At 35.0% G+C, this 23,856-nt stretch carries 22 protein-coding genes and 2 tRNA genes; 5 read left to right on the forward strand and 19 right to left on the reverse strand.

The genetic code is table 11. The features are described 5' to 3' along the window. Window positions 1–15: 15 nt before the first annotated feature. On the reverse strand, window positions 16–834 hold the full coding sequence (gene ccsA, locus HNQ35_RS04155) for a cytochrome c biogenesis protein CcsA (RefSeq protein WP_146937647.1): 819 nt from the start codon (window positions 832–834) through the stop codon (window positions 16–18). An 11-nt stretch (window positions 835–845) separates the two neighbouring features. Then, complete coding sequence (gene hemA / locus HNQ35_RS04160) at window positions 846–2,213, reverse strand: glutamyl-tRNA reductase (protein ID WP_146937649.1); 1,368 nt, start codon at window positions 2,211–2,213, stop codon at window positions 846–848. Window positions 2,214–2,389: 176 nt separating this feature from the next. Here hemA and HNQ35_RS04165 point away from each other — a divergent pair, with 176 nt between their 5' ends. After that, window positions 2,390–2,872, forward strand: coding sequence for a LiaI-LiaF-like domain-containing protein (locus tag HNQ35_RS04165; protein ID WP_146937651.1), 483 nt, complete (start codon window positions 2,390–2,392; stop codon window positions 2,870–2,872). Window positions 2,873–2,909: 37 nt separating this feature from the next. Here the strand turns inward: HNQ35_RS04165 and yihA are convergent, their stop codons facing one another. The 5 genes from yihA to HNQ35_RS04190 form a co-directional block, all read right to left on the reverse strand. After that, window positions 2,910–3,491: a ribosome biogenesis GTP-binding protein YihA/YsxC gene (gene yihA / locus HNQ35_RS04170; protein WP_146937653.1), complete on the reverse strand. Its 582-nt coding sequence runs from the start codon at window positions 3,489–3,491 to the stop codon at window positions 2,910–2,912. Then, the gene (gene lon / locus HNQ35_RS04175) at window positions 3,472–5,808 is read right to left on the reverse strand and encodes an endopeptidase La (protein WP_146937655.1); all 2,337 of its coding nucleotides are present in this window, start codon (window positions 5,806–5,808) and stop codon (window positions 3,472–3,474) included. The genes yihA and lon overlap by 20 nt, the downstream gene beginning before the upstream one ends. Before the next feature lie 197 nt (window positions 5,809–6,005). Then, the gene (clpX, locus tag HNQ35_RS04180; RefSeq protein WP_146937657.1) at window positions 6,006–7,283 is read right to left on the reverse strand and encodes an ATP-dependent protease ATP-binding subunit ClpX; all 1,278 of its coding nucleotides are present in this window, start codon (window positions 7,281–7,283) and stop codon (window positions 6,006–6,008) included. 286 nt (window positions 7,284–7,569) lie between these two features. Beyond that, complete coding sequence (gene tig / locus HNQ35_RS04185) at window positions 7,570–8,862, reverse strand: trigger factor (protein ID WP_146937659.1); 1,293 nt, start codon at window positions 8,860–8,862, stop codon at window positions 7,570–7,572. Window positions 8,863–9,042: 180 nt separating this feature from the next. Further along, window positions 9,043–10,020 carry a tetratricopeptide repeat protein gene (locus HNQ35_RS04190; RefSeq protein WP_170226659.1) on the reverse strand — a complete coding sequence of 326 codons (978 nt, stop codon included), beginning with the start codon at window positions 10,018–10,020 and terminating at the stop codon, window positions 9,043–9,045. Between the two features lie 257 nt (window positions 10,021–10,277). On the opposite strand from HNQ35_RS04190, the gene HNQ35_RS04195 reads away from it, so the two are divergent. Both HNQ35_RS04195 and HNQ35_RS04200 read left to right on the forward strand, forming a co-directional pair. Continuing rightward, window positions 10,278–10,351 (forward strand) — tRNA-Gly (locus HNQ35_RS04195). Between the two features lie 3 nt (window positions 10,352–10,354). Next, window positions 10,355–10,428: transfer RNA gene (locus HNQ35_RS04200), tRNA-Arg, on the forward strand. A gap of 268 nt (window positions 10,429–10,696) precedes the next feature. Here the strand turns inward: HNQ35_RS04200 and HNQ35_RS04205 are convergent. From HNQ35_RS04205 to HNQ35_RS04235, 7 genes are all read right to left on the reverse strand, one after another. Then, window positions 10,697–11,206, reverse strand: coding sequence for a metallophosphoesterase family protein (locus HNQ35_RS04205; RefSeq protein ID WP_146937664.1), 510 nt, complete (start codon window positions 11,204–11,206; stop codon window positions 10,697–10,699). A 22-nt stretch (window positions 11,207–11,228) separates the two neighbouring features. Then, complete coding sequence (locus HNQ35_RS04210; protein ID WP_146937666.1) at window positions 11,229–11,825, reverse strand: XTP/dITP diphosphatase; 597 nt, start codon at window positions 11,823–11,825, stop codon at window positions 11,229–11,231. Next, window positions 11,794–12,585: a ribonuclease PH gene (gene rph, locus HNQ35_RS04215; protein ID WP_146937668.1), complete on the reverse strand. Its 792-nt coding sequence runs from the start codon at window positions 12,583–12,585 to the stop codon at window positions 11,794–11,796. The genes HNQ35_RS04210 and rph overlap by 32 nt, the downstream gene beginning before the upstream one ends. 103 nt (window positions 12,586–12,688) lie before the next feature. Beyond that, the gene (locus HNQ35_RS04220) at window positions 12,689–13,750 is read right to left on the reverse strand and encodes a GerMN domain-containing protein (protein ID WP_246118076.1); all 1,062 of its coding nucleotides are present in this window, start codon (window positions 13,748–13,750) and stop codon (window positions 12,689–12,691) included. Window positions 13,751–13,845: 95 nt separating this feature from the next. Next, complete coding sequence (gene racE, locus HNQ35_RS04225) at window positions 13,846–14,643, reverse strand: glutamate racemase (protein ID WP_146937670.1); 798 nt, start codon at window positions 14,641–14,643, stop codon at window positions 13,846–13,848. A 32-nt stretch (window positions 14,644–14,675) separates the two neighbouring features. Continuing rightward, the gene (locus HNQ35_RS04230; protein ID WP_146937800.1) at window positions 14,676–15,122 is read right to left on the reverse strand and encodes a MarR family winged helix-turn-helix transcriptional regulator; all 447 of its coding nucleotides are present in this window, start codon (window positions 15,120–15,122) and stop codon (window positions 14,676–14,678) included. Window positions 15,123–15,197: 75 nt separating this feature from the next. Continuing rightward, window positions 15,198–16,727 carry a potassium/proton antiporter gene (locus HNQ35_RS04235; RefSeq protein ID WP_146937672.1) on the reverse strand — a complete coding sequence of 510 codons (1,530 nt, stop codon included), beginning with the start codon at window positions 16,725–16,727 and terminating at the stop codon, window positions 15,198–15,200. A 241-nt stretch (window positions 16,728–16,968) separates the two neighbouring features. Between HNQ35_RS04235 and HNQ35_RS04240 the strand changes: the two genes are divergently transcribed. Next, the gene (locus HNQ35_RS04240) at window positions 16,969–17,193 is read left to right on the forward strand and encodes a helix-turn-helix domain-containing protein (protein WP_146937674.1); all 225 of its coding nucleotides are present in this window, start codon (window positions 16,969–16,971) and stop codon (window positions 17,191–17,193) included. 142 nt (window positions 17,194–17,335) lie between these two features. Here the strand turns inward: HNQ35_RS04240 and HNQ35_RS04245 are convergent, their stop codons facing one another. From HNQ35_RS04245 to HNQ35_RS04260, 4 genes are all read right to left on the reverse strand, one after another. After that, the gene (locus HNQ35_RS04245) at window positions 17,336–17,779 is read right to left on the reverse strand and encodes an acyl-CoA thioesterase (protein WP_146937676.1); all 444 of its coding nucleotides are present in this window, start codon (window positions 17,777–17,779) and stop codon (window positions 17,336–17,338) included. Between the two features lie 87 nt (window positions 17,780–17,866). Further along, on the reverse strand, window positions 17,867–18,640 hold the full coding sequence (sdhB, locus tag HNQ35_RS04250) for a succinate dehydrogenase iron-sulfur subunit (RefSeq protein ID WP_146937679.1): 774 nt from the start codon (window positions 18,638–18,640) through the stop codon (window positions 17,867–17,869). Window positions 18,641–18,661: 21 nt separating this feature from the next. Further along, entirely contained in the window at window positions 18,662–20,410 is a 1,749-nt protein-coding gene (gene sdhA, locus HNQ35_RS04255; protein WP_146937681.1) for a succinate dehydrogenase flavoprotein subunit, read from the reverse strand. Between the two features lie 45 nt (window positions 20,411–20,455). Continuing rightward, window positions 20,456–21,067 carry a succinate dehydrogenase cytochrome b558 subunit gene (locus HNQ35_RS04260; protein ID WP_146937683.1) on the reverse strand — a complete coding sequence of 204 codons (612 nt, stop codon included), beginning with the start codon at window positions 21,065–21,067 and terminating at the stop codon, window positions 20,456–20,458. A 324-nt stretch (window positions 21,068–21,391) separates the two neighbouring features. Here HNQ35_RS04260 and HNQ35_RS04265 point away from each other — a divergent pair, with 324 nt between their 5' ends. After that, entirely contained in the window at window positions 21,392–21,838 is a 447-nt protein-coding gene (locus tag HNQ35_RS04265; protein WP_146937685.1) for a YslB family protein, read from the forward strand. A 128-nt stretch (window positions 21,839–21,966) separates the two neighbouring features. Here the strand turns inward: HNQ35_RS04265 and uvrC are convergent, their stop codons facing one another. Beyond that, a complete protein-coding gene (gene uvrC, locus HNQ35_RS04270; protein ID WP_146937687.1) occupies window positions 21,967–23,751 on the reverse strand; it encodes an excinuclease ABC subunit UvrC in 1,785 nt (594 codons plus the stop codon). Between the last annotated feature and the right edge of the window lie 105 nt (window positions 23,752–23,856).

The following is a 23,856-nucleotide window of genomic DNA, read 5'->3' on the forward strand; positions in this document are numbered from 1 at the left end:
CTCCTTTACATCACATTAAAAATGAAAATTAGATAATAAACTAAATAAAAAGAAATTAACAAGTAACATCAGAAAGGCGACTGTATTAAAGATGGCAATTGATTTCCCCTGATAACCTTTCATTAACCTTAAGGCTAAATAAATAATATAAAAAACAAAAACGAATAATGAGCCAATTGTTTTCATATCGAACCAATAAAATTCATCATTTGAAACAAAAGCCCATACAAACCCAAGCATCAAACCGATTAATAATAATGGCGTACCAATTGTCACTGCTCCAAATGAATAAACATCAAGCTTCGTTAAATTTCCAACTCTCTTGGTCCATTTTAACTGTTTTTTATGCTTTAATAAATGATAGTGAACTAAATATCCAATTGAAAAAATAAAAGATAACGTAAAGAAACCATAAGAAATAATTGTTAAAGCAACATGTGTGATTAAAATATCATTTGCAAACTGAATACCATTTGATTTCATATCATTCCACGCCATATTCGACGTGTGAATTAACAAAACAAGAAAACCAAATATATTAGTCACAAACATAATAAATTGATTTTCATGGAGAATGTTCATAATGATAGAAAATAATACTAAAATCCAACTATAGAAAAAAAGACTATCAATTAAAGTACCAAGCGGAAAACTTTTATTCCAAATGATTTGATATAATAAAAAAAGGGTTTGCAAGAGCAAAACCATACAAAGTAACCAGAAGGCAGTACGTTTTGCCTTCCGGTCATGTTGTATAAAATCAATAAAATAAATAATTAAACTTAATCCGTATATGATTAAGATGCTCTCTAAAAGGTTTATTGTTGTTAACATAATTCACCTTTCTATTTAACCGAAACAAGCTTTTCCAAAAAAGGAAAGATTGATTTCACTTTTTCCTTTGTAACAGGATCTTTCTTAGCTTGTTGCTTTAAATGATCCTTAACTTGCTCTTCAATGCCAAATATTTGTACGAATAACTCTAAAGCTTTATCGGCATTTTTCGCACCAGAAAGCTCTTTTGCCTGTGTAATAGGATCTTTTAATAATTGATTGACAATACTTTTTGTATGTTTGTTTAAAATTTTCTTTTCTCTTTCCGTTAAATCAGGCAGTTTATTTTCAATACTTTTCATAGTCGCTGCCTGAATCGATAATGCTTTTTCGCGAAGTCCGATTATTACCGGAACAACACCTAATGTTCTAACCCATTGATTGAAAGCAATTATTTCTTCACCAATCATAGATTCAATATGTGCTGCTGCTTTTTGGCGCGTTTCTAAATTTTCATCAACGATATGTTGTAAGTTATCAATATCATATAAAAAGACATCATCTAATTCGTCAATAGCAGGATCTAAATCACGTGGAACAGCGATATCTACTAAGAATAATGGACGACCTTTTCTCTTCTTAAGAACAGGTGTTAAATCTCGTTTCGTCATCACAATATCTTGTGAACCGGTTGAACTAATCAGTATATCAGCTGTTTCTAAGACATGAGATAAATCAGTTAATGGTACCGCTTTAGCTTGGAATTTTTCAGCTAATTTTTGAGCGTTCTCAAGTGTCCGATTAACAACCGTTATCGTTTTAACCCCTGATCCTTGTAAATTTTTAGCTGCTAATTCCCCCATTTTCCCAGCACCTAATACGACAACATGTTTATCAGTAATATCAGCAAAGATATTTTTCGCCAATTCAACCGCCGCATAGCTCACAGAAACAGCATTTTCACCAATTGCTGTTTCGTGATGTGCTCGTTTAGCAAAAGTGACAGCTTGTTTAAATAACTCATTAAAAATCGTGCCTGTCGTGCCGGCTTTTTGTCCGACGAAAAAGGCATCACGAACTTGACCAAGGATTTGTGTTTCTCCTAAAATCATCGAGTCTAATCCAGCAGTTAACTTAAAGAGATGTTCTATCGCATCATCTCCATCAGTCATCGCTAAATAGGGAGAAAACGTCTCTTTTTTTATATTGAACCAGTCTTCTAAAAACTGTTTGATATAATATCGTCCTGTATGCAATTGATCAACAACAGCAAAAATTTCCGTCCGATTGCATGTAGATAGGATGACATTTTCTAGGATACTTTTTTGTTCTTTTAACGTTACCATCGCTTCAGCTAATTCATTTTCAGAAAAAGCAAGTTTTTCACGAATTTCTACTGGAGCGGTTACATGATTAACACCGACTTTTAGTATATACACCTTATCTCCTCCAATAAGTTGAAGAGGTTCATTAATGTAATAATGATTTCCTTCTTATATTTTAACATATTTTCATGAGACATGTTTTCGTATTTGTGAACAGAAATCGAAACTATATGGTACGATATTCGTATATATAATGAACTGCTTTACTTTAAATCGAGGTGGAAATATTTATGAAAAAGCAAAGCTTATTTACAAGTTATCTTCTCATTGGGATTGGCATTTACTTCCTGCTCCGACAATTAAAGGTTCCTATTTTCACTGATTTTTATTCTTGGCCTACCTTATTAATTATTATCGGCATAACTTTTTTAATTTATAGCTCTAAAGCCAAAGAATATGGGCAGCTTTTTACTGGTACATTTTTACTCGGATTAGGCATTCATTTTCATGGTGTCAAACACTATGACTTTTGGATTGATCATTGGGCTATGTATATATTAATCATAGGGATCGCTTTTTTTGTACGATTTTTAAAAACAAGGGAAGGACTACTTCAAAGCCTTATTCTGTCTGGCTTCGCAATTTTTATCATGTATACAAATGCTATTCCCGCTCACTTCCCATGGATAAATGATGCTTTTCGTCTAATAGAAACATATTGGCCTGTAGCTCTTATTCTAATTGGGATACTATTATTACGACGTCATAAATAAAACAACAGCGAATAACCATTGCTGTTGTTTTTTATTGTTAAATAAATTTTTTTATTAATCGCCAGGCTTCTTGCTTCCCTTCACCTGTATAAGCAGAAAAGGGAACCATATAATCTGTGTCAACAAATTTTAATACTTCTTTCGTTCGTTTAATATATGAGGTACGTTTTCCTTTTGGCACTTTATCCATCTTCGTTGCAATGACGATAACAGGAAACTCATAAAACTTTAAGTACTCATACATTTGTACGTCATCTTTTGTTGGTGCATGTCTGAAATCTGTGACTAATAAAACCGCTCTTAATTGTTCACGTTTTTGAAAATATGTTTCCATCATCATTGCCCACTTCTCGCGTTCCTTTTTTGATACTTTAGCATAACCATAGCCTGGCACATCTACAAAATAAAACTTTCCGTTAATACGATAATAATTTAGAGTTTGTGTTTTACCTGGCTTGCTTGATGTACGGGCTAAACTTTTTCGAGATACGAGTGTATTTATAAATGAAGATTTGCCTACGTTAGACCGTCCCGCCAGGGCAATTTCTGGGAGACGATCAGTTGGATATTGTTTTTCTGTTGTGGCGCTAATCATAAATTCAGCGTGAGTTACCTTCATCATCTTCCCCCACTAACGCATGTTCTAATACTTGATCCAGATGATCAACAAGAATAAATTGCAACTCTTCTCGAACACTTTCAGGAATATCTTCTAAGTCCTTTTCATTTTCTTTCGGCATAATAATGGTTGTAATTCCAGCTCGGTGCGCACTAAGCGATTTTTCTTTTAAACCACCAATTGGAAGTACTCTCCCACGTAACGTAATTTCACCAGTCATCCCGACTTCTTTTTTAATTGGACGTCCTGTTAATGAAGAGACGAGTGCTGTTGCTATCGTAATACCTGCCGATGGTCCATCTTTCGGTGTTGCACCTTCTGGAACATGAATGTGGATATCATTCTTCTCATGAAAATCTGATGGAACATTTAGTTGATCAGCTCTTGAACGAATATAACTAAATGCCGCTTGGGCTGATTCACGCATCACATCACCTAGTTTACCAGTTAAAATAAGTTTCCCTTTACCAGGATAATGTGCCACTTCTATAGATAGTGTGTCACCACCGGCTGCTGTATAAGCTAACCCTGTTGCTGTTCCTACTTGATCCTGCACTTCCATTTGTCCATAACGATAAATCGGCTTTCCCAATAGATCTTCTAAACGCTTTTCAGTAACGATGACCCGTTTTTGTTCACCTGAAATGATAATTTTAGCAGTTTTACGACAGATGGTAGCCAATTGTCGTTCTAAATTACGAACTCCTGCCTCTCGTGTATAGCGACGAATAAGCTTCAAGAGTGCTTGTTTCCTAATTTGTAAATCTGCTTTCGTTAAACCGTTTTCCTTTAGTTGCTTCGGTAATAAATGTTTCGACGCTATGTGGAACTTTTCCATTTCTGTATATCCTGACAGAGAAATAAGCTCCATTCTATCTAGTAATGGTGCTGGTATATTGTTTACATAGTTTGCGGTTGCAATAAACATCACATGAGATAAATCATATGCCTCTTCAATAAAATGATCACTAAAATTATGATTTTGTTCTGGATCTAATACTTCTAATAACGCTGAAGCAGGATCGCCACGGAAATCACTTGCCATCTTATCAATCTCATCTAACAAAAACACTGGGTTAATCGTTTTGGCTTTTTTCATGCCTTGAATAATTCGACCAGGCATCGCTCCAATATATGTACGTCTATGTCCTCTTATTTCAGCTTCATCACGTACACCACCAAGTGAAATACGAACGAATTTACGATTAATTGCCTCAGCAATTGATTTAGCTAACGACGTTTTTCCTACTCCTGGTGGCCCGACAAGACAAATAATCGGTCCTTTTACAGATTTGGTTAATTTCTGTACAGCAAGGTATTCTAATATACGTTCTTTTACCTTTTCTAAGCCATAATGATCACGATTTAATATTTTTTTAGCTTCGTTTATTTCAATTTTATCCTCTGTTGTGACCGTCCATGGTAATGTCAGTAACCAATCTAAATAGTTTCGAATCACGGAGCTTTCTGCTGAATTTTGGGGGACACGTTCATAACGAGCTAATTCCTTTAAAGCAACTTCTTGTATCCGCTCAGGCATATCAGATGTTTCGATTTTTTCACGCAATTCCTCTACTTCTCCGTATTTACCATCTCGTTCACCGAGTTCTTTTTGTATCGCTTTTAATTGCTCTCGTAAGTAATATTCTTTTTGCGTTTCTTCCATGGATGTTTTAACACGCTGACCAATTTTCTTTTCTAAGTCAAGAACTTCTTTTTCATTTGAAACATATTTAATCAGACGTTGTAATCGAACCGGAATATGAGTAGTTTCAAGAAGCCTTTGTTTGTCGCGAATACGAAGTGGTAGATGAGAGGCAATCATATCCGCTAACCTGCCTGGCTCTTCTATGTCTGATACTGTTGTATAAATTTCTCGTTTTACTTTTTGAGATAAGCGCAAATATTGTTCAAACTGGTCTAATAAATTGCGAGTTAAGGCTTCAGTCACCTTTGTTTCGCCTTCAACTTCTTCCATGCGCATCGTTTCTACTACGTATAAATCATCATCTTCCTCATAACGAACGATTTCAGCACGATATAATCCTTCTACGAGTACCCGGAATGTACCATTAGGTAATTTCAACATTTGATTTACTTTTGCGACTGTTCCAACACGATAAATATCATCTGGCTTTGGATTTTCAATACTCATTTTCTTCTGGGCAACTAAGAAAATATGCTGATTATTAAGCATCGCTCTTTCTAAAGCAGCTATTGATTTATCACGCCCTACATCTAAATGAAGTACTACCGTTGGAAACACCATGACCCCACGAAGTGGTAAGAGGGGCAAATGGGTGTTTTCTTTTGTCATGTTTGAACCTCCTGTGCAATTTGATTCTTTTGTTTATGTATTTCTATCCAATAGTATATCCTAAATTAAAAGTAGAAAGCAGTTTAACGAAAATAATGAGACTGAGCCGTGGCAGACATTCTACTCTTCTTTTTATCTTGTATCAAAAAGAGTTGACACGCCAAGTCAGTCTCATCATAATTGCTATTTATTTCACGTCACGCACTTTCTTTAGGCAATTTTTCACTACTTTCTATCACGGTACCGTCATGGAATACTAATTTCGGACTTCCATCTTCTTCTATAACAGTTTCTTTCGTAATAATACATTTCTTAATGTCTTGGCGTGATGGCAGTTCAAACATCACATCAAGCATAATACCTTCAATAATCGAACGAAGCCCTCGTGCACCCGTCTTACGCTCAATAGCTTTCTTTGCGATTTCTACAAGTGCTTCGTCTTCGAATTCTAATTCAACTTGATCCATTTGGAATAGCTTACTATATTGTTTAACTAAAGCATTTTTCGGTTTTGTTAAGATTTGTACCATCGCATCTTCATCTAATGGTTCAAGACTTGTAATAACAGGTAATCTACCAATAAATTCAGGGATAAGGCCATATCTTAATAGATCTTCAGGTAAGACTTTCGACAATAATTCGCCTTGATCCATATCTTGACCATCAACATCGGCTCCAAAGCCGATTACTTTATTTCCTAATCGGCGTTTAATTGTTTGATCGATCCCGTCAAATGCTCCACCTACGATAAAGAGTATATTCGTCGTATCAATTTGTATAAACTCTTGATGGGGATGCTTTCGGCCTCCTTGTGGTGGGACACTTGCTACAGTCCCTTCAAGAATTTTCAATAAAGCTTGTTGAACCCCTTCTCCTGAAACATCCCTTGTAATAGATGGATTTTCAGATTTACGGGCTACTTTATCAATTTCATCAATATAAATAATCCCTTTTTCCGCTTTTTCTACATCATAATCAGCAGCCTGAATTAATTTTAATAAGATATTTTCAACATCCTCACCAACATATCCAGCTTCTGTTAAGGATGTCGCATCCGCCATAGCAAACGGTACATTTAAAATTCTTGCTAACGTCTGTGCTAATAGTGTTTTCCCACTTCCTGTGGGACCAATCATCGCTATATTACTTTTAGCAATTTCTACATCATCTTGACTTTGTGCATTATTAATCCGTTTATAATGGTTATACACCGCTACAGATAAGCTTTTTTTAGCTTTTTCTTGACCAATCACATAGTCATCTAAAATATCACATATTTCTTTAGGCTTTGGAATATCTTTAAATTCAACCTCTTCTTCTGTACCTAATTCTTCTTCAACAATCTCGGAGCATAACTCAATACATTCATCACATATATAAACGCCAGGACCGGCAACTAGTTTACGGACTTGTTCTTGACTTTTTCCACAGAAAGAACACTTCAACTGTCCTTTTTCATCATTGAACTTAAACATTTTTTCACCCCTAAAATTAAATCGACTATCTTACTTATACTTGGCTAGTTTCATCATAGCAAAAGCCTTTATAAAATCAAAACAATATACCTTTCCATTACTATATACTCAATTTATTTGATTATACTTCATTTTATGTTTTTTTAAAACTCATAACTCGTTCTTAATGTTTTTAGTCATAATTATGTACGATATGTCAATACTAAAATATAACAATGATGAATTTATTAATATGCAGATAGGAAAACAAGGTGCATTATTTTGCACCTTGTTTATCATTCATCCATTACTGTTCAATTGTTTCGCTTTGATCCACTAAAAAGTCGATGGCTTTTTGAATTTTCAATTCATCTTTTAACATTGTTGTATTGCCACCAAGCATCTGTTCAATCTGATCTTTTTCGACACCATACATATCAGCCATCTTTTCCATCTCATTTGCAACATCTTCATCGGATACTTCGATCTCTTCGGTTTGGGCAATGGCTTCTAATGTTAGGCTTGTCATAACACGCTTCTTTGCATCTTCTTTCATTTGCTCTCTTAATGCCGCTTCATCCTGACCAGAGAACTGATAATACATGTCAATCGTCATACCTTGCATTTGTAAGTTTTGTTCAAGCTCATTCATCATACGATCAACTTCTGTATGAATCATTGCTTCTGGAATATCAGCCTCGGCATTTTCAACTGCTTTTTGAATTAATGTGTTTTTCGTTTGATTTTCAGCATCTTGTTTCTTTTGTGCTTCAAGTTGTTCTTTCTTTTTAGCTTTTAGTTCGTCTAATGTTTCTACTTCATCATCAACATCTTTAGCAAATTCATCATCTAGTTCAGGAAGCTCTTTTACTTTAATTTCATGAATTTTAACTTTAAATGTCGCTTCTTTACCAGCTAAGTCTTCAGCATGGTATTCTTCTGGGAAAGTAACATGAACATCAGTTTCTTCTCCACTGGCTTTACCAACAAGCTGCTCTTCAAAGCCAGGAATAAATTGACCTGAGCCAATTTCTAGTGAGTGATTTTCACCTTTTCCGCCTTCAAAAGCAACATCGTCAATAAATCCTTCAAAATCAATAACGACTGTATCGCCTTCTTCAACTGTACCTTCTTCTTTAACAATTAATTCGGCAAAGCGTTCTTGCTCACGTTTGATTTCTTCTTCAACATCTTCGTCTGTCACTGTTACGTCTTGTGCTTCAACTTTTAAGCCTTTATATTCACCTAATTTCACTTCTGGTTTTACTGTTACTTCAGCAGTGAATACAAGGTTCTTTCCTCTTTCAATTTCTTCAATGTCAATTGATGGTTGATCGACCGGCTCTATTTTAGTTTCTTCAATAGCTTCTACATAAGCGTTAGGAAGCACAATATCTATAGCATCTTGATATAGTGCTTCAACCCCGAAACGTTTTTCAAATATGATTCGCGGAACTTTTCCTTTTCGAAACCCCGGAACTTCAATGTCCTTCACTACTTTTTTGAATGCTTGGTCAAGTGCTTCTTCAAACTGTTCCGCACTCACCTCAAATGTTAGTACACCCTCATTACCTTCTTTTTTTTCCCATTTGGCTGTCATTTTTTTCCCTCCAAAATCTATTGTCCATACATAATTTATTGTATGAGTACTACATGTTTGTAACGTAAAGCATAAATGACTTTACATTAAATACGTACCAATTCCTATAAAAAGGTATCAGCTTCCTAGTTTATAACCACTTCATTATATCATAATTATCATAGCTTTCAAGGATTGTCTTCATTCATCTAGAATACTCAAATAAAGTTTTTCACACGTTTCGATTTCATTTATGTAAAATAAAAGTTTATCTTCATAAACTTCACTTGATTGACCATTCATATATGTATGCCCTAAAAAACGGATCGCCTCGGCAATGAAAGATAACTCTTCATCATTTGGAAGCAGTGGATAAGTTACAAATAAATATCTTTCTAAAAGTTGTTTTATCATATCGTATAAGGAGGGGTTTTTTTGCTCTATATCGCTTATATGGTTTAATATTTTGTTCCGTTGTGGGGCTTCTTGAAGTGAAGGCGTTTTTATAGGTATAAAACATTTCGTATGACCAAGTTTTGAAACCGACACTGTACGGCTAATCTGTTCGTCCTGCAACCATTGGAATAACGATGTTTTAATAACTGGGTGGATGGATGGATCTTGTAACCATTGATAGATGTCTTCCATTGGTTTTGTATGAAGCTGCCTTAAACGATTAACAAGATACCATTGACTTTGAACTTTATTTTCACGAATAGCTAGTCGTAAATCTTTACGGTGTTGAAAAATTTTTTCTTCTCTAAGCCCAATATGAATTTGTTTACTCCATTCATACAATTGTTGGAATTGAACTTTTACGACTTCTGGCATATTAGGATCTTTTAATTCTTTCTGAACACGTTCCATTAAATCTTCGTAACGATTTGTTTGTAGTAACAAAGTCAAGTAAATGTGTACATAATGATAATAAGCTTCCTGGCTTTTATCTCGCATGGCAAGTTGACATAAATCATTCGCCTCTTCAAATTGTCCTAATTCTATTAAACAGATTAATTTACCTATAATAATTTCATGCGTTCCTTCACCATATTTGAGTAGTTCATTAAATTGAGTTAAAGCTTCTTTAAAATTCTTTTCTTCTAATGCTTGCAAGCTACTAACTTCTAATTTCTCTTTCCATTTCGGAAAAAGAATGACTTTATTTTTTTCTCTGTTCAATCGTTCGGCCATCTCCTTTAAACAACAATTCGAGGGTGCTCCTTAAACTGTTTGATGTGTGTAAAGTTTAACATTTATTGATTGAAAAATTCAAGTTACTCATATAAATTAGTAACTATTCGGGAAAGTCTAAAACAAACCTCATGAACATAATTATATTATTTATAAAAACGTAAAGAAAAAAGTTGTTTTTTATATTGACAAAAAAAACTAAAATGCCTATAATAAAACTTGTGACCAAAATGATATAGTAACTTGCGGGTGTAGTTTAGTGGTAAAACCTCAGCCTTCCAAGCTGATGTCGAGGGTTCGACTCCCTTCACCCGCTCCATCTGTCCCAGTAGCTCAGTTGGATAGAGCAACAGCCTTCTAAGCTGTGGGCCGAGGGTTCGAATCCTTCCTGGGACGCTAATAATTGTAACGCTGTAGACCTTTCGACAAGGCTACAGCGTTATTTATTAAATGATCGTTCGATTTTTAAGCAATATTCAATCTTACCTACTGATACTTAACAAAACCGATCTTGCTTAATCATTTTTTTATGCATCATATACTCTCGTATTTGTACATCACTATACAAGAAAGCGGCTTTTGCCCTTATAGAGCTAAAACCGCTCTTTTTTACTATCCATTAAACTTGTTCAGTTCACATTACTCTATGTCTTACATTATCTAGTTATAAAGTAAATTCCTTGCGTAAATCTGAGATTTCTTCTCCCATTAACGAATAGAACACGACTTTTACCTGCTCATTATTTTGTCCAATATATAAAACAGCGTAGGTCGGCTCTACCCGCCCACGTGGTATACGAATACTTCCTGGGTTTACGAAAATTTGATGATTGATTTTTTCAGCACCAGCAATATGCGTATGGCCAAAACAGATGATTTGCGCATTTTCCTCTTCAGCACGATATGAAAGAGTCATTATATCTCGCTTAACATGATATAAATGACCATGTGTAATAAAAAAAGTAACATCATTTTTCGTTATCGTGATATCATGCTGTAAACGTGTATCTTGATCACAATTACCACGAACTTTTAAAAAGCCTGCCATTTCTTTTGTATCCATTAACAACTCCGAATCTCCACAATGAATCATCATGTCGACATGATGTCGTTGTTTAATCTCATTTAATTCATTCGTAAGACCATGACTATCACTTATGATTAACACACGCATTTAATCATCCCCTAATAAAAGGTTATAAATTATTCTTCAGCCAATCTTCCAATTTGATTATCGCTTGACGACGATGACTGATTTCGTTTTTCTCTTCACTTGATAGCTGTGCCATCGTTATATTCTTGTTTTCAGGAATAAAAATCGGATCATAACCAAATCCATTAGAACCTTTCATTTCTTCTGAAATCACTCCGTTACAATAACCTGTCCGTGTCACTGTTTCTTTTCCAGGCGTTGCAACCGCAAGAACACAAACAAATCGGGCAGTTCTTTGTTTATCTGGGACGAATGCTAATTCTTGTAAAACTTTAGCGATATTTTTCTTATCGTTTGTTGGTTCTCCTGCATATCGTGCTGAATAGACACCTGGTTTTCCACCCAAAGCATCAATAACTAAACCAGAATCATCCGCTAATACCGTTTGTCCAAGATAATTCGCCATCGTTTCTGCTTTTAAAATCGCATTTTCTTGAAATGTCATACCCGTCTCCACTACATCAGGAATATCATCAGGTAAATCTAATAAGGAAATCGTCTCGATATCATACTTTGAAAAAAATGCTTTAAATTCTTCAGCCTTTCCTTTATTCTTCGTCGCTACGATGATTTTCTCCATTCAATTCATCTACCTTCTTCTTTCCGATTTGATTTACAATCTGTTCTCCTAAAACGTCTTTTTGTATAGCAAATAATTGTTCAATACCTGTCTTTGCTAAGTCAAGCATATGTAATAATTGTTGATGATTAAATGTCGATTCTTCGCCTGTTCCTTGAATTTCAACAAATTCTCCAGAACCTGTCATCACAATATTCATATCTACATTTGCTTCTGAGTCTTCTTTATAATCTAAGTCAAGTACTGCTTGATTATTAGACATAATACCAACAGAAGTAGCAGCTAAAAAGTCAGTTATTGGCATTTCTTTAATTTTTTCTTTTTCTAATAAATGGTGAAATGCTAAAGCAACAGCTACAAAAGCACCTGTGATTGAAGCTGTTCGTGTTCCCCCATCAGCTTGTATCACGTCACAATCTACCCAAACCGTTTTTTCACCCATTTTATCTAAATCAACAACCGATCTTAATGCTCTTCCTATCAATCGCTGTATCTCCATCGTGCGACCACTGACTTTTCCTCGAGATGATTCACGAATATTTCTCTCTAAAGTCGCTCGAGGTAACATCGCATATTCAGCAGTGATCCAACCTTTTCCCTGACCACGTAAAAAAGGAGGCACACGGTCCTCTATACTCGCATTACATATAACTTTCGTATCGCCGACTTGAATAAGTACGGAACCTTCTGGATGCTTAACGAAGTTCGGGATGATTGTAACTGGACGTAATTGATCATCTTGTCGCAATCTATTTTCCATATTTTTTTCCTCCTTGCATTAACATTATCTAGCTTACCATATTTCTTTAAATTAATCCTTTCTATCATATGCAAATGAAAAGAGGCTTAAACCGCCTCTTTTTTTATGATTTACTTATTATTGTATCGCTTTTTCTCATCACGGGTTCATTCAATATTTCACCGTTTTCGTTCACGAGCTTTTCCATGTTTTCCACTTTAATATCGACTCCTTCTACCTCTTCTAATTCAGTTAAACTACGTACTAACGTTTCCATCACTTCATCAGAAATCATTGCTTGTTCTTTATTCTTTAGAATATCTTCACTAAAGACAAGTTTTAGAATGCCATCTTCAAGTACCGGAGAATCGACGAGAGTCGTTTCTGAGTTAAATACGTGGATTAAATTTGTTTCTGGACCTGGTCCATTCAACAAAGAATAAACGACAGATTCGTAAATGTTTTTATCTGACTTACTGACATATTTCGTAACGGGAACATAATATCTTATGTTGTTATATTCTGTAGGAAAATGCAATGTTACAGCTTGACCCATAACTATATCAACAACATCAGAATTAACGATATTAATCCCATTAGCTCGTGAATGTCCGTTAGAAATAGGTGTCCCATCAACAGGCATCTCATCTAAAGGATGTCCATTTAACCATATCTTTATTTTCTTAATTTGTTCAAATTGTGTCAAAGTATAAGTCATCGCTTGAAGTATTTTTTGTTCATCTTTCGCTTCATAATTCTTAAATTCTTCAGATAAGTCGACTACCATTGTTCCATCATCTTGTAATGTAATTCCCAACACTTCAGTTCCCTCTGGTAAAACAGCTTGAAATCCATTTGGTAATAATGGGGTAACAGGTCCTTCCTTCACTAAATATTCTAATACTTGCTTGGCCACTTCTTTTGATTCTGGAAACGGAAGCTCAAGTATTTGTGGCACAACCATTCCATTCGTATCTATTAAATACAATTGTCTAGCAACAGTTGTAGTATGTCGTTTTTCAGCATCTTCAGATTGTGTTTCTTCAGAAGTTGTATCATTTTTTTCAACCGTTTCCGTTTCATTTGGCGGATCAATCTCCTCCATAGTTTGTTCCCCTTTGAAACATCCTGTCAAAAAGATGAATATCATCAGGATGATTCCTGAGTAACGTATTCGTTTATACACGCCATTCCCTCCTATGTCAGCTTGTACTCCTATGTATACGACCTATTAACCATAAATAGACCTAAAAAAAGACTAGGAAGTTCTTTATCCTAGTCTTATAATTTAACTTTTTTAATATGTTTTGGTGTGTTGTTAAAAATCACTTTAGCAATATGTCTAAATATCTCTAGTTCGCCTGTCGTATAAAAAATATGATCGTTTTGGCGTGGTTTTGTTGCAAGTAAGTTATGAACTTCTAAAATTGCACTTGTTTCTCTCGCTGTTTCATCACTTGAAGAGATAATTGTCAAGTCATCTCCAATAACTGATTGAATTGTTTCCTTAAGCAAAGGATAATGCGTACAACCGAGCACAAGCGTATCCATTCGATTGTCTTTAATCAGCGATTTAAGTGAATGTTTGACAACTCGTTCCGCCTCTTCACCTGATAAAATACCTTTCTCTACCATCGGAACAAATAATGGACAAGCTAATGATTGTACAGTTATTTCGGGTTTAATTTGTTTTAGAGCTGTTTCATATGCCTTACTACTCACTGTAGCTTCAGTCCCTATCACACCGACAACATTATTTTTAGTAGCTTTGATAGCTGCTCTTGCTCCTGGCTTAATCACGCCTATGACAGGGATAGGTAATTGTTGTTGTAAACTTTTCAGCGTATACGCTGTTGCTGTGTTACATGCAATTACTAGCATTTTAATATTTTTTTCAAATAAAAAATGCACCATTTCCCAAGTAAATTGGATGATTTCATCTTTTGTCCTTGAACCATACGGACAACGTAATGTATCTCCAAAATAAATCAATTGCTCATTAGGTAGTTGCCGCATCAATTCTTGGGCAACCGTTAAACCACCTACACCTGAGTCAATGACGCCAATGGGTCGTTCCACGATATTCGCCTCTTTTTCTTCTATTATTTTCTCTAATTCTCTTCATGCATTGTATCATACAAATGAGTTAATAGTTCAGTTAATTGTACGGTTTGCTCTGTCGTAAACGACTGCAAAATATGACCTAAATATTCACGTCTCTCATCTATGACTTCTTTAATAATTTGTTTACCTTTATCAAGTGCTTTTATACGAACAATTCGACGATCTCTTTCATCCTTATTTCTTTCAACGAGCCCATTTGCTTCCATGCGATTAATGAGATCAGTCGTCGTGCTAAAAGCAAGTCCAATTTTTTTCGCCAATTCTCCAATTGTTAAATCTTGTTCGTCGACAATCCATTGTAATGCTATAAATTGCGATGGAGTAATAGGATAATTCGTTAAAATCTTTCGCCCTCTTTTTTTAATTGCGACTGATATTTGACGTAAACGTTTCTCTAATTCAAAAACTGTGTTTTCTGGTATATCATTGTACAACACTATACATTCCTTTCCCCTACCTTTATTATCTTATCCAATCATTAATAACATGTGATTAAAAAATTTAATCAATCATGTAGATGTATCCGATCCATTATTCACTTGTACTTGATTTATTAAATCAACATCCATATTTTTTTCTAAAATATTTATTAAATCGTCTTTTTTCTTTTTAGACACTAATATATACAAGATATCGTTATCTTCAATAACAGTTTGACCGCTCGGGGTAATAATATCATCATTACGAATAATCGCGTTAACAAGCGAATTATTAGGTAGTGGAATATCTGCTAATGATCTACCGATAATTTTATTTTTCTCTGTTACATGGTATTCCACCATTTCCACATTAGGCTTTCCGATTGAAATTAATTCTAGTGAATGGACTGGTTTTGATGCGCGTGGATCATCGACACCAAGTTTTTCAGCCATATATGTGATTGTTGAGCCTTGGATAAGCGTTGATGTTAACACAACGAAGAAAACTATATTAAAAATTTCTTGACTATTCTCTAATCCAGCAAGAAGGGGGAAAATCGCTAATACAACGGGAACAGCTCCCCGTAAACCTGCCCAAGATAAAAATAGCTTTTCCTTTAATGTGTAATTTGATTTAATTAAGTTAGTAAACACTGCAATTGGCCGTGCAACGAACATTAATATAATAGAAATCAATAACCCCTTGACGATGTTATCCCATAAAAATAAATGACTTGGAAAAACAAATAATCCAAGAATAACAAACATAACGATTTGGGCCATCCAGGCAAATCCTTCATTGAAACTTAAAATGGAATATCTGTATGTCAATTCCTCAGAATTACCGATAACAATCCCTGCAATATATACCGCCAACAAACCACTTGCATCAAATAATGATGTCATGCCGTATGTCAAAAAAGCAAATGCAACAGTAAACAGGGGATATAATCCACTCGTATCTAGATTAATATGATTAATAGCTTTCGCACCAATTCTTCCAATGACAAGACCTAAAATCAAGCCAATTCCCATCTGCCAAAAGAAATAGCCAATTAAAGAAACAATGCCATCTTGCTCTCCAGTTATGAGTTGAATCATTGAGATCGTTAAAAACATTGCCATTGGATCATTTGAACCTGATTCAGCTTCTAACGTGGATTTTATTTTCATCTTAATATTTTTTTCTTTTAACACGGAAAAGACTGCTGCCGCGTCGGTCGAACCGATAATAGAACCGACTAAAAATCCTTCTAACCATGTAAAACCAAGAATATATTTAGCAGCGACAGCAACAACAGCCGTTGTAAATAGAACTCCAACCGTCGCTAATATAGCAGCGGTTCCAGCAATTGGCTTTACATTTTTCCATTTTGTTTGTAACCCGCCTTCAAACAAGATGATAACGAGAGAAAACACACCAATAAGCTGGGCTAATTTAGCATTATCAAAATAAATAATATCTAAGCCGTCACTTCCGGCAAGCATACCAATTAAAATGAATAAAACAAGAGTTGGTACGCCTAAACGAGATGAGAATTTTGTTACGAGTACACTCGTGATTAATAATAAGGAGAAAAGCAAAACAATATTATTAGATTGTGAAAGTTCCTGAATCATAGCATCCTCCAGTCTAGACGTTGAATCATTCATATAAAATATGTATCTCTCTATATTATAGCAAAAACAATGAGTCATCCGTTACATTTTTCACTTTTATAAGAGTAAGAAAAGATGATTCAAAGGGGCTTTTATATATTACGGAAATGTGCTCACCGTTTTTACAGTCATTCATAATATATAATTGACTAGTAATTTCCCTTCATCATGCAGCTCTATGACAGCAAGGAGGGGGTATCTTTTGAAAGATAAAGAGTACAAGTCCAAGCAAATTCTAACTAAACGAGAAAGGGAAGTGTTCGAACTTTTAGTACAAGATAAAACAACAAGAGAAATAGCTCAGGAATTGTTTATTTCTGAGAAAACAGTTAGGAATCATATTTCTAACACAATGCAGAAACTCGGGGTCAAAGGGCGTTCACAAGCGGTAATAGAATTACTTCGTATGGGAGAACTCGAACTCTAATTTAAATAGAGCCTCATGAACCCCTTTCTCTAATGATCACAGATGGATGATGCATGACCAATTCCCTTAAAACCGGCCAATATAAAAGAACGGCCGGTTTTAAATTACTTACAGAATAAAACGAATAGCGAATCATTTAAAATTATGATGATAAGAGCTTGTTTTTCATGTCTTCACTTAATTTTACAGGTTTACCGGAAACAGTGTCAACATAAACCATTCTTCCACGTCCAGTTAAACAAATTTCATCTTTTTCGTTAATACCTAAATAATGCATATCAAAAGAACTTTGACCTACATCTACAGTTTTAACGTATAGTTTAAGATCATTTTGGAAATAGATTGGTCGAAGATAATCACATTGTAAATCAGATACAACTGGTACTGCTTTAGGTGCTTGCAAATCCTTAAATAAATCTAATGACTTTAAATATTCAATACGGGCCTCCTCAAAGTAAATAAAAGCTGACACATTGTTGACATGACCGAACATATCTGTTTCACTAAAACGAATTTTAATTGGAATATGAAAATTAAACTCTTCTTTCCAACGATCAATACGTTCAATATACTTTGGTACCTTCATCCTAATTCCCCCTTCGATTCCAACGTAAGCGTTTACAAATAATTCCTAAAAATGACCTTTACCGTTCGGTAAAGGTCATAATTATCATTAATGAGCATTGTCACTTCCGAAGAAGTTCTTAAATGCTTGAATGTTTGTTGCACGGTTCATCGCCGCAATTGATGTCGTTAATGGAATGCCTTTCGGACATACTTGGACACAGTTTTGTGAGTTACCACAACCTGAAATTCCACCGTCTTGCATTAATGCTTCTAAACGTTCACTTTTATTCATTGCACCAGTTGGATGCGCATTATATAAACGTGGTAAAGAAAGCAATGCAGGCCCAATAAAATTATTGTTGAATTTTTTATTGTTAACATTTGGACAAGCTTCCAAACAAACTCCACATGTCATACATTTTGATAATTCATATGCCCATTGACGTTTTTTCTCTGGCATACGTGGACCTGGACCTAAATCATGTGTTCCATCTATTGGTATCCAAGCCTTTATACGTTTTAATGCATCAAACATTCTTGAACGATCAATAATTAAATCGCGTACCACCGGAAATGTATTCATCGGTTCAATTGTAATCGGTGTTTCCAACTCATCAACAAGTGCTGCACATGCTTGTCGTGCTTGCCCATTTATGACCATCGAACAAGCGCCACATACTTCTTCAAGGCAGTTACTATCCCATTGGACAGGACTTACCTTTTCCCCTTCGGCATTGACTGGATTCTTTTGTATTTCCATTAATCCAGCAATGATATTCATATTTTTACGATATGGTATTTTAAATGTTTCTTTATAAGGGGAAGAGTCTGGACTATCTTGGCGTGTAATTATAAAGGTAACTGTTTTTTGTTCTGCCATGTCTTTAAACTCCCTCCACTATTATTTGCTCTTTGTATAGTCACGTTTACGAGGTTTGATTAAGGATACATCAACATCCTCATAACTAAACTCAGGAGCATTTTTTTCTTCATTAAACATCGCAATGGTTGTTTTTAACCAGTCTTCATCGTTTCGATCAGGGAATTCTGGTTTATAATGTGCACCACGACTTTCATCACGATTATATGCACCTAGTGTAATAACACGTGCTAAGTGTAACATGTTTTTCAATTGACGTGTAAACATAACACCTGAGTTACTCCAGCGAGACGTATCATTGATATTAATATTCTCCCAACGTTCTAGTAACTCTTGAATTTTCTCATCTGTTTCAAGTAAATTCTTATTATGACGTACAACAGTAACGTTTTTAGTCATCCATTCACCAAGTTCAGAATGAAGTTTATAGGCGTTTTCATTACCATCCATTTTAATTAAATTTTCAAATTTCTCCTGTTCTTTCTTAACAGGATCTTCAAAAATACTTGAAGGTAAATCTTCTACATGTGTATCAAGACCTTCTATATATTCAATTGCTTTAGGACCTGCAACCATTCCACCATAAATAGCTGATAATAGTGAATTAGCTCCTAAACGGTTAGCACCGTGCATTGAATAATCACATTCACCAGCTGCAAAAATACCAGGAATATTTGTCATTTGGTCATAATCGACCCATAATCCGCCCATTGAATAATGAACAGCTGGGAAGATCTTCATTGGTACTTTACGCGGATCCTCGCCAACAAACTTCTCATAAATTTCAATAATTCCACCCAGTTTAACATCAAGCTCTTTCGGATCCTTATGTGATAAATCGAGATAAACCATGTTTTCTCCATTAATGCCTAATTTTTGATTGACACAGACATCAAAAATTTCACGTGTTGCAATATCACGTGGAACTAGGTTACCATATGCAGGATATTTCTCTTCTAAGAAATACCAAGGCTCTCCATCTTTATACGTCCACACACGTCCACCTTCTCCACGTGCCGATTCACTCATAAGACGTAATTTATCATCACCTGGAATGGCTGTTGGATGAATCTGGATAAATTCTCCGTTTGCATAGCGTACACCTTGTTGATACAGTCTACTTGCAGCTGATCCAGTGTTAATGATTGAGTTTGTTGATTTACCGAAAATAATTCCTGGACCACCTGTTGCAAATATCGTTGCATCCGCTCGAAATGCTCTAATTTCATGTGTTTTTAAATCTTGTGCAACGATACCTTTACCTACACCATTATCTATAATGGCTTCAATAAACTCCCAACCCTCGTATTTAGTGACGAGTCCTTCAACTTCCCAACGTCTTACTTGTTCATCAAGAGCATATAGTAGCTGTTGTCCTGTTGTAGCACCTGCAAAAGCCGTACGGTGATGTTGCGTTCCACCAAAACGTCTAAAATCAAGTAAACCTTCAGGTGTACGGTTAAACATTACCCCCATACGGTCTAATAAATTAATTATGCCAGGTGCTGCCTCACACATCGCCTTGACCGGCGGTTGGTTAGCAAGGAAGTCACCACCATATACGGTATCATCAAAGTGAATCCAAGGCGAATCTCCTTCTCCTTTTGTATTCACCGCACCGTTTATGCCACCTTGAGCACAGACAGAGTGAGAGCGTTTTACAGGTACGATTGAGAATAAATCAACGCTTACACCAGCTTCTGCTGCTTTAATTGTCGCCATCAGGCCTGCTAGACCACCGCCAACAACAGCAATTCTACGATTTTTCATTAAATCACTCACTCCTTCATCTCTATTTCAAACATCCGTTTCAATTTAAACAAAAGCAAACAAAGCTCTGATACCTAAATAACTCACTGCTAAGAAAACAAGAATTGTGAAGTATGTAACGATTTTTTGTGATCTAGGTGATTGTGTGAAACCCCAAGTAACCATAAAGCCCCATAAACCGTTAGCAAAGTGAAATACTGTTGAAATTACCCCAATAACATAGAACCAGAAAATAAATGGATCAGACAACACGCCTTCCATAAAGCTATAAGATACTTCTACATTTCCTAGTGCAACTTGTACACGTGTTTCCCAAACATGCCAAGCAATGAAAATTAACGTTACAATACCTGTAACACGTTGTAAGAAAAATAGGATGTTACGACCGAAACTATATTTCCTAGTATTGTTTCGTGCTGTAAGAACAATATAAACCCCCAAAATAGCATGAAACAAAATCGGCAGAAAGATAACAAAAATTTCTAAAAGTGGTCGAAATGGTAATTCAAACATAAATTGTGCTGCCTTATTGAAACTTTCTGCACCATATACAGCAAAATGGTTAATAAATAAATGCTGTACTAAAAACAGCCCGATAGGAATAACTCCTAGTAATGAGTGTAATCTCCTATAAAAAAATTCTCTATGCTCTGCCATGTGCTACCCCCCTCAAAGTAATGGTTTTAAAATTTTAATTAATCCGTTTGGCATGTTTTGTACAATTCGGTGAAATAAGCATTTCATTATATCTCATTTCACTTTATGATGTACAATTTGTACCATATTTATTGTACTTCTAACAACAAAAAGCGTCAAGGAAACGAATTATTTTATTCCTTTTTTTCAAACGTTTTGTCTTATTGCATGATAAGATATCTATCAATGTTGCACAATTTACATCTAAAATGGATAATAAGAATAGAACTTATAAATGATTAACTTATTTATGTACGCTTTATTTATAGAGAAAGGATGACACTCATGAGTGAAGAAAAGTTATCTGTATCTGTTCTTAAAAACATTCATACATCAGGGGCAGGATATGACGTTCTTCGATACATAGGATTAACAGATCTACTTGGACCTGAAAAAAATACACTTATTTATTTTATGGGAAAGAACTTAGCACGAAAATTTGAAATTAAAACATTAGGTGATGTTATTTTTTTCTTTGAACAGATGGGTTGGGGGAAATTAGAATTAATTAAAGAAAAAAGAAATCGTGTTCTATTCTCTTTATTAGCTGATTCTGTTGCGCAACGTTTACATGCAAAAATCAAGACTGATTTTTTAATGGAAGCTGGGTTTCTAGCTGAAGCCATGCAACAATTAAAAGAAATCGAATGTGAATGTACTGTTAAAACACATGACCGCATCGGAAAAGTCGAATTCACTGTGTTTTATACCGAAAAAATAGAGCATCACTAGCAAATGAAGAGATTCCAATAATGACAATTAATTATTGGAATCTCTTTTGTTGTTTGTTTTCATTTTCTACTCTACTTGTTATATAATTTAAAACATAAACATTTCACCTAAATTGATTTGTGATGATGTTATTTTTCCTTCTCATGATTCAGATGTTCAATCACTTCTTTAGCAACATTTTGGGGGATGCCTAATTTTGTTATGTCTTCTATTTGTGCTCTTCTAATACGTTCTAAAGATTTAAAATGACGCATCAATGTCTTTTTTCGTTTTTCACCGACTCCTGGAATGTGGTCCAATTCTGATTGAAACATGCCTTTTTCACGCCGCTTACGATGGAACGTAACAGCAAATCGATGAACTTCATCTTGAATTCTTTGCACAAGATAAAACTCTTGAGACTTTCGCGAAAGTGGGATAGCTTCTGGGGGATCCCCATACAATAATTCACTTGTCCGATGATATGCATCTTTTACTAAACCACAAAGGGGGATATCTAGTCCAAGTTCATTTTCTAATACATCGCGCGCCACACTCATCTGCCCTTTACCACCATCAACTATAATTAAATCAGGTAACGGAAGATTCTCTTTTAAAACACGTGTATAACGTCTCCTAATCACTTCCCGCATCGTATCATAGTCGTCTGGTCCTTCAACATGTTTAATCTTGTATTTACGATACTCTTTTTTCGCTGGCTTACCATCAATAAATACAACCATAGCTGATACAGGATCAACACCTTGGATATTTGAATTATCAAACGCCTCTATTCTGTGTGGTGTTTCAATATGAAGTGCATCGCCTAATTTTTCTACTGCCACAATTGTACGCTCTTCATCTCTTTCAATGAGAGAAAATCTTTCTTCAAGCGATACTTTTGCATTTTTCATTGCCATTTCCACAAGTTCCCGCTTTTTACCTCTAAAAGGGGTATGAACATCTACTTCCAACAATTTCTCAATTAATTCTATTTCCGTCCCAATCGGCAAAAGAATGCGTTTCGGTTTTGGATGATGTTTATGCATATAGAAGCGTGCAATAAAAGAAATGAAAACATCCTCGGCTTCATCTAAATAAGGAAAAATAGAAACTTCTCTTTCAATTAACTTTCCTTGACGAACGAAAAAGACTTGAACACACATCCAACCTTTATCATAATAATAACCAAATATATCTAAATCAATTTTTTCATTCAAAATAATTTTTTGTTGTTCCATAACAGCTTCAATATGCTGAATTTGGTCACGATATTCCTTAGCACGCTCAAATTTTAATTCATTGCTCGCCTTGTACATTTTCTCTTCCAATATATTTTTTATGCCTTTATATCCACCCTGTAAGAATGATGTAATATCACGAACTATCCGTTCATATTCATCATTTGTCGGTGGCTGATCACTACAAGCTAAACATTGTCCCATATGGTAATATAAGCAATATCTCCCACGTGGATTATTACATTTTCTCAACGGATATAATCGGTCAAGTAACTTTTTTGTCTCCCTTGCTGCCACTACATTTGGATATGGTCCAAAATATTTTCCGCCATCATCTTTTACTTGACGGGTAATTAATAGTCGTGGATGACGCTCAGATGTAATTTTTAAATAAGGATACGATTTATCATCTTTTAACATCACATTATATTTAGGATCATGCTTCTTAATTAAATTCATTTCCAATATAAGAGCTTCCATTTCAGATGAGGTAATAATATATTCGAAGTCTTTGATTTCCTGAACGAGTCTTGTAGTTTTTTTATCATGTGCCCCTGTGAAGTAAGAGCGAACACGATCTTTTAATTTTTTTGATTTCCCGACATATATCACTGTTCCGTGCTTATCTTTCATTAAATAACAACCGGGCTTTTCTGGAATCAGCTGAAGCTTTTCCTTCATATTATCGTTCATCATGTCAATCCCCTTTAATACGCATCCAAAAACAAGTTCATATCTTAACATACTATGGATCTTAATAAAAAACAAATCCCTTGATACAAGTTATATCAAGGGATT

Source organism: Cerasibacillus quisquiliarum (genome assembly GCF_014202495.1).
In the GTDB taxonomy this organism is placed as follows: domain Bacteria; phylum Bacillota; class Bacilli; order Bacillales; family Amphibacillaceae; genus Cerasibacillus; species Cerasibacillus quisquiliarum.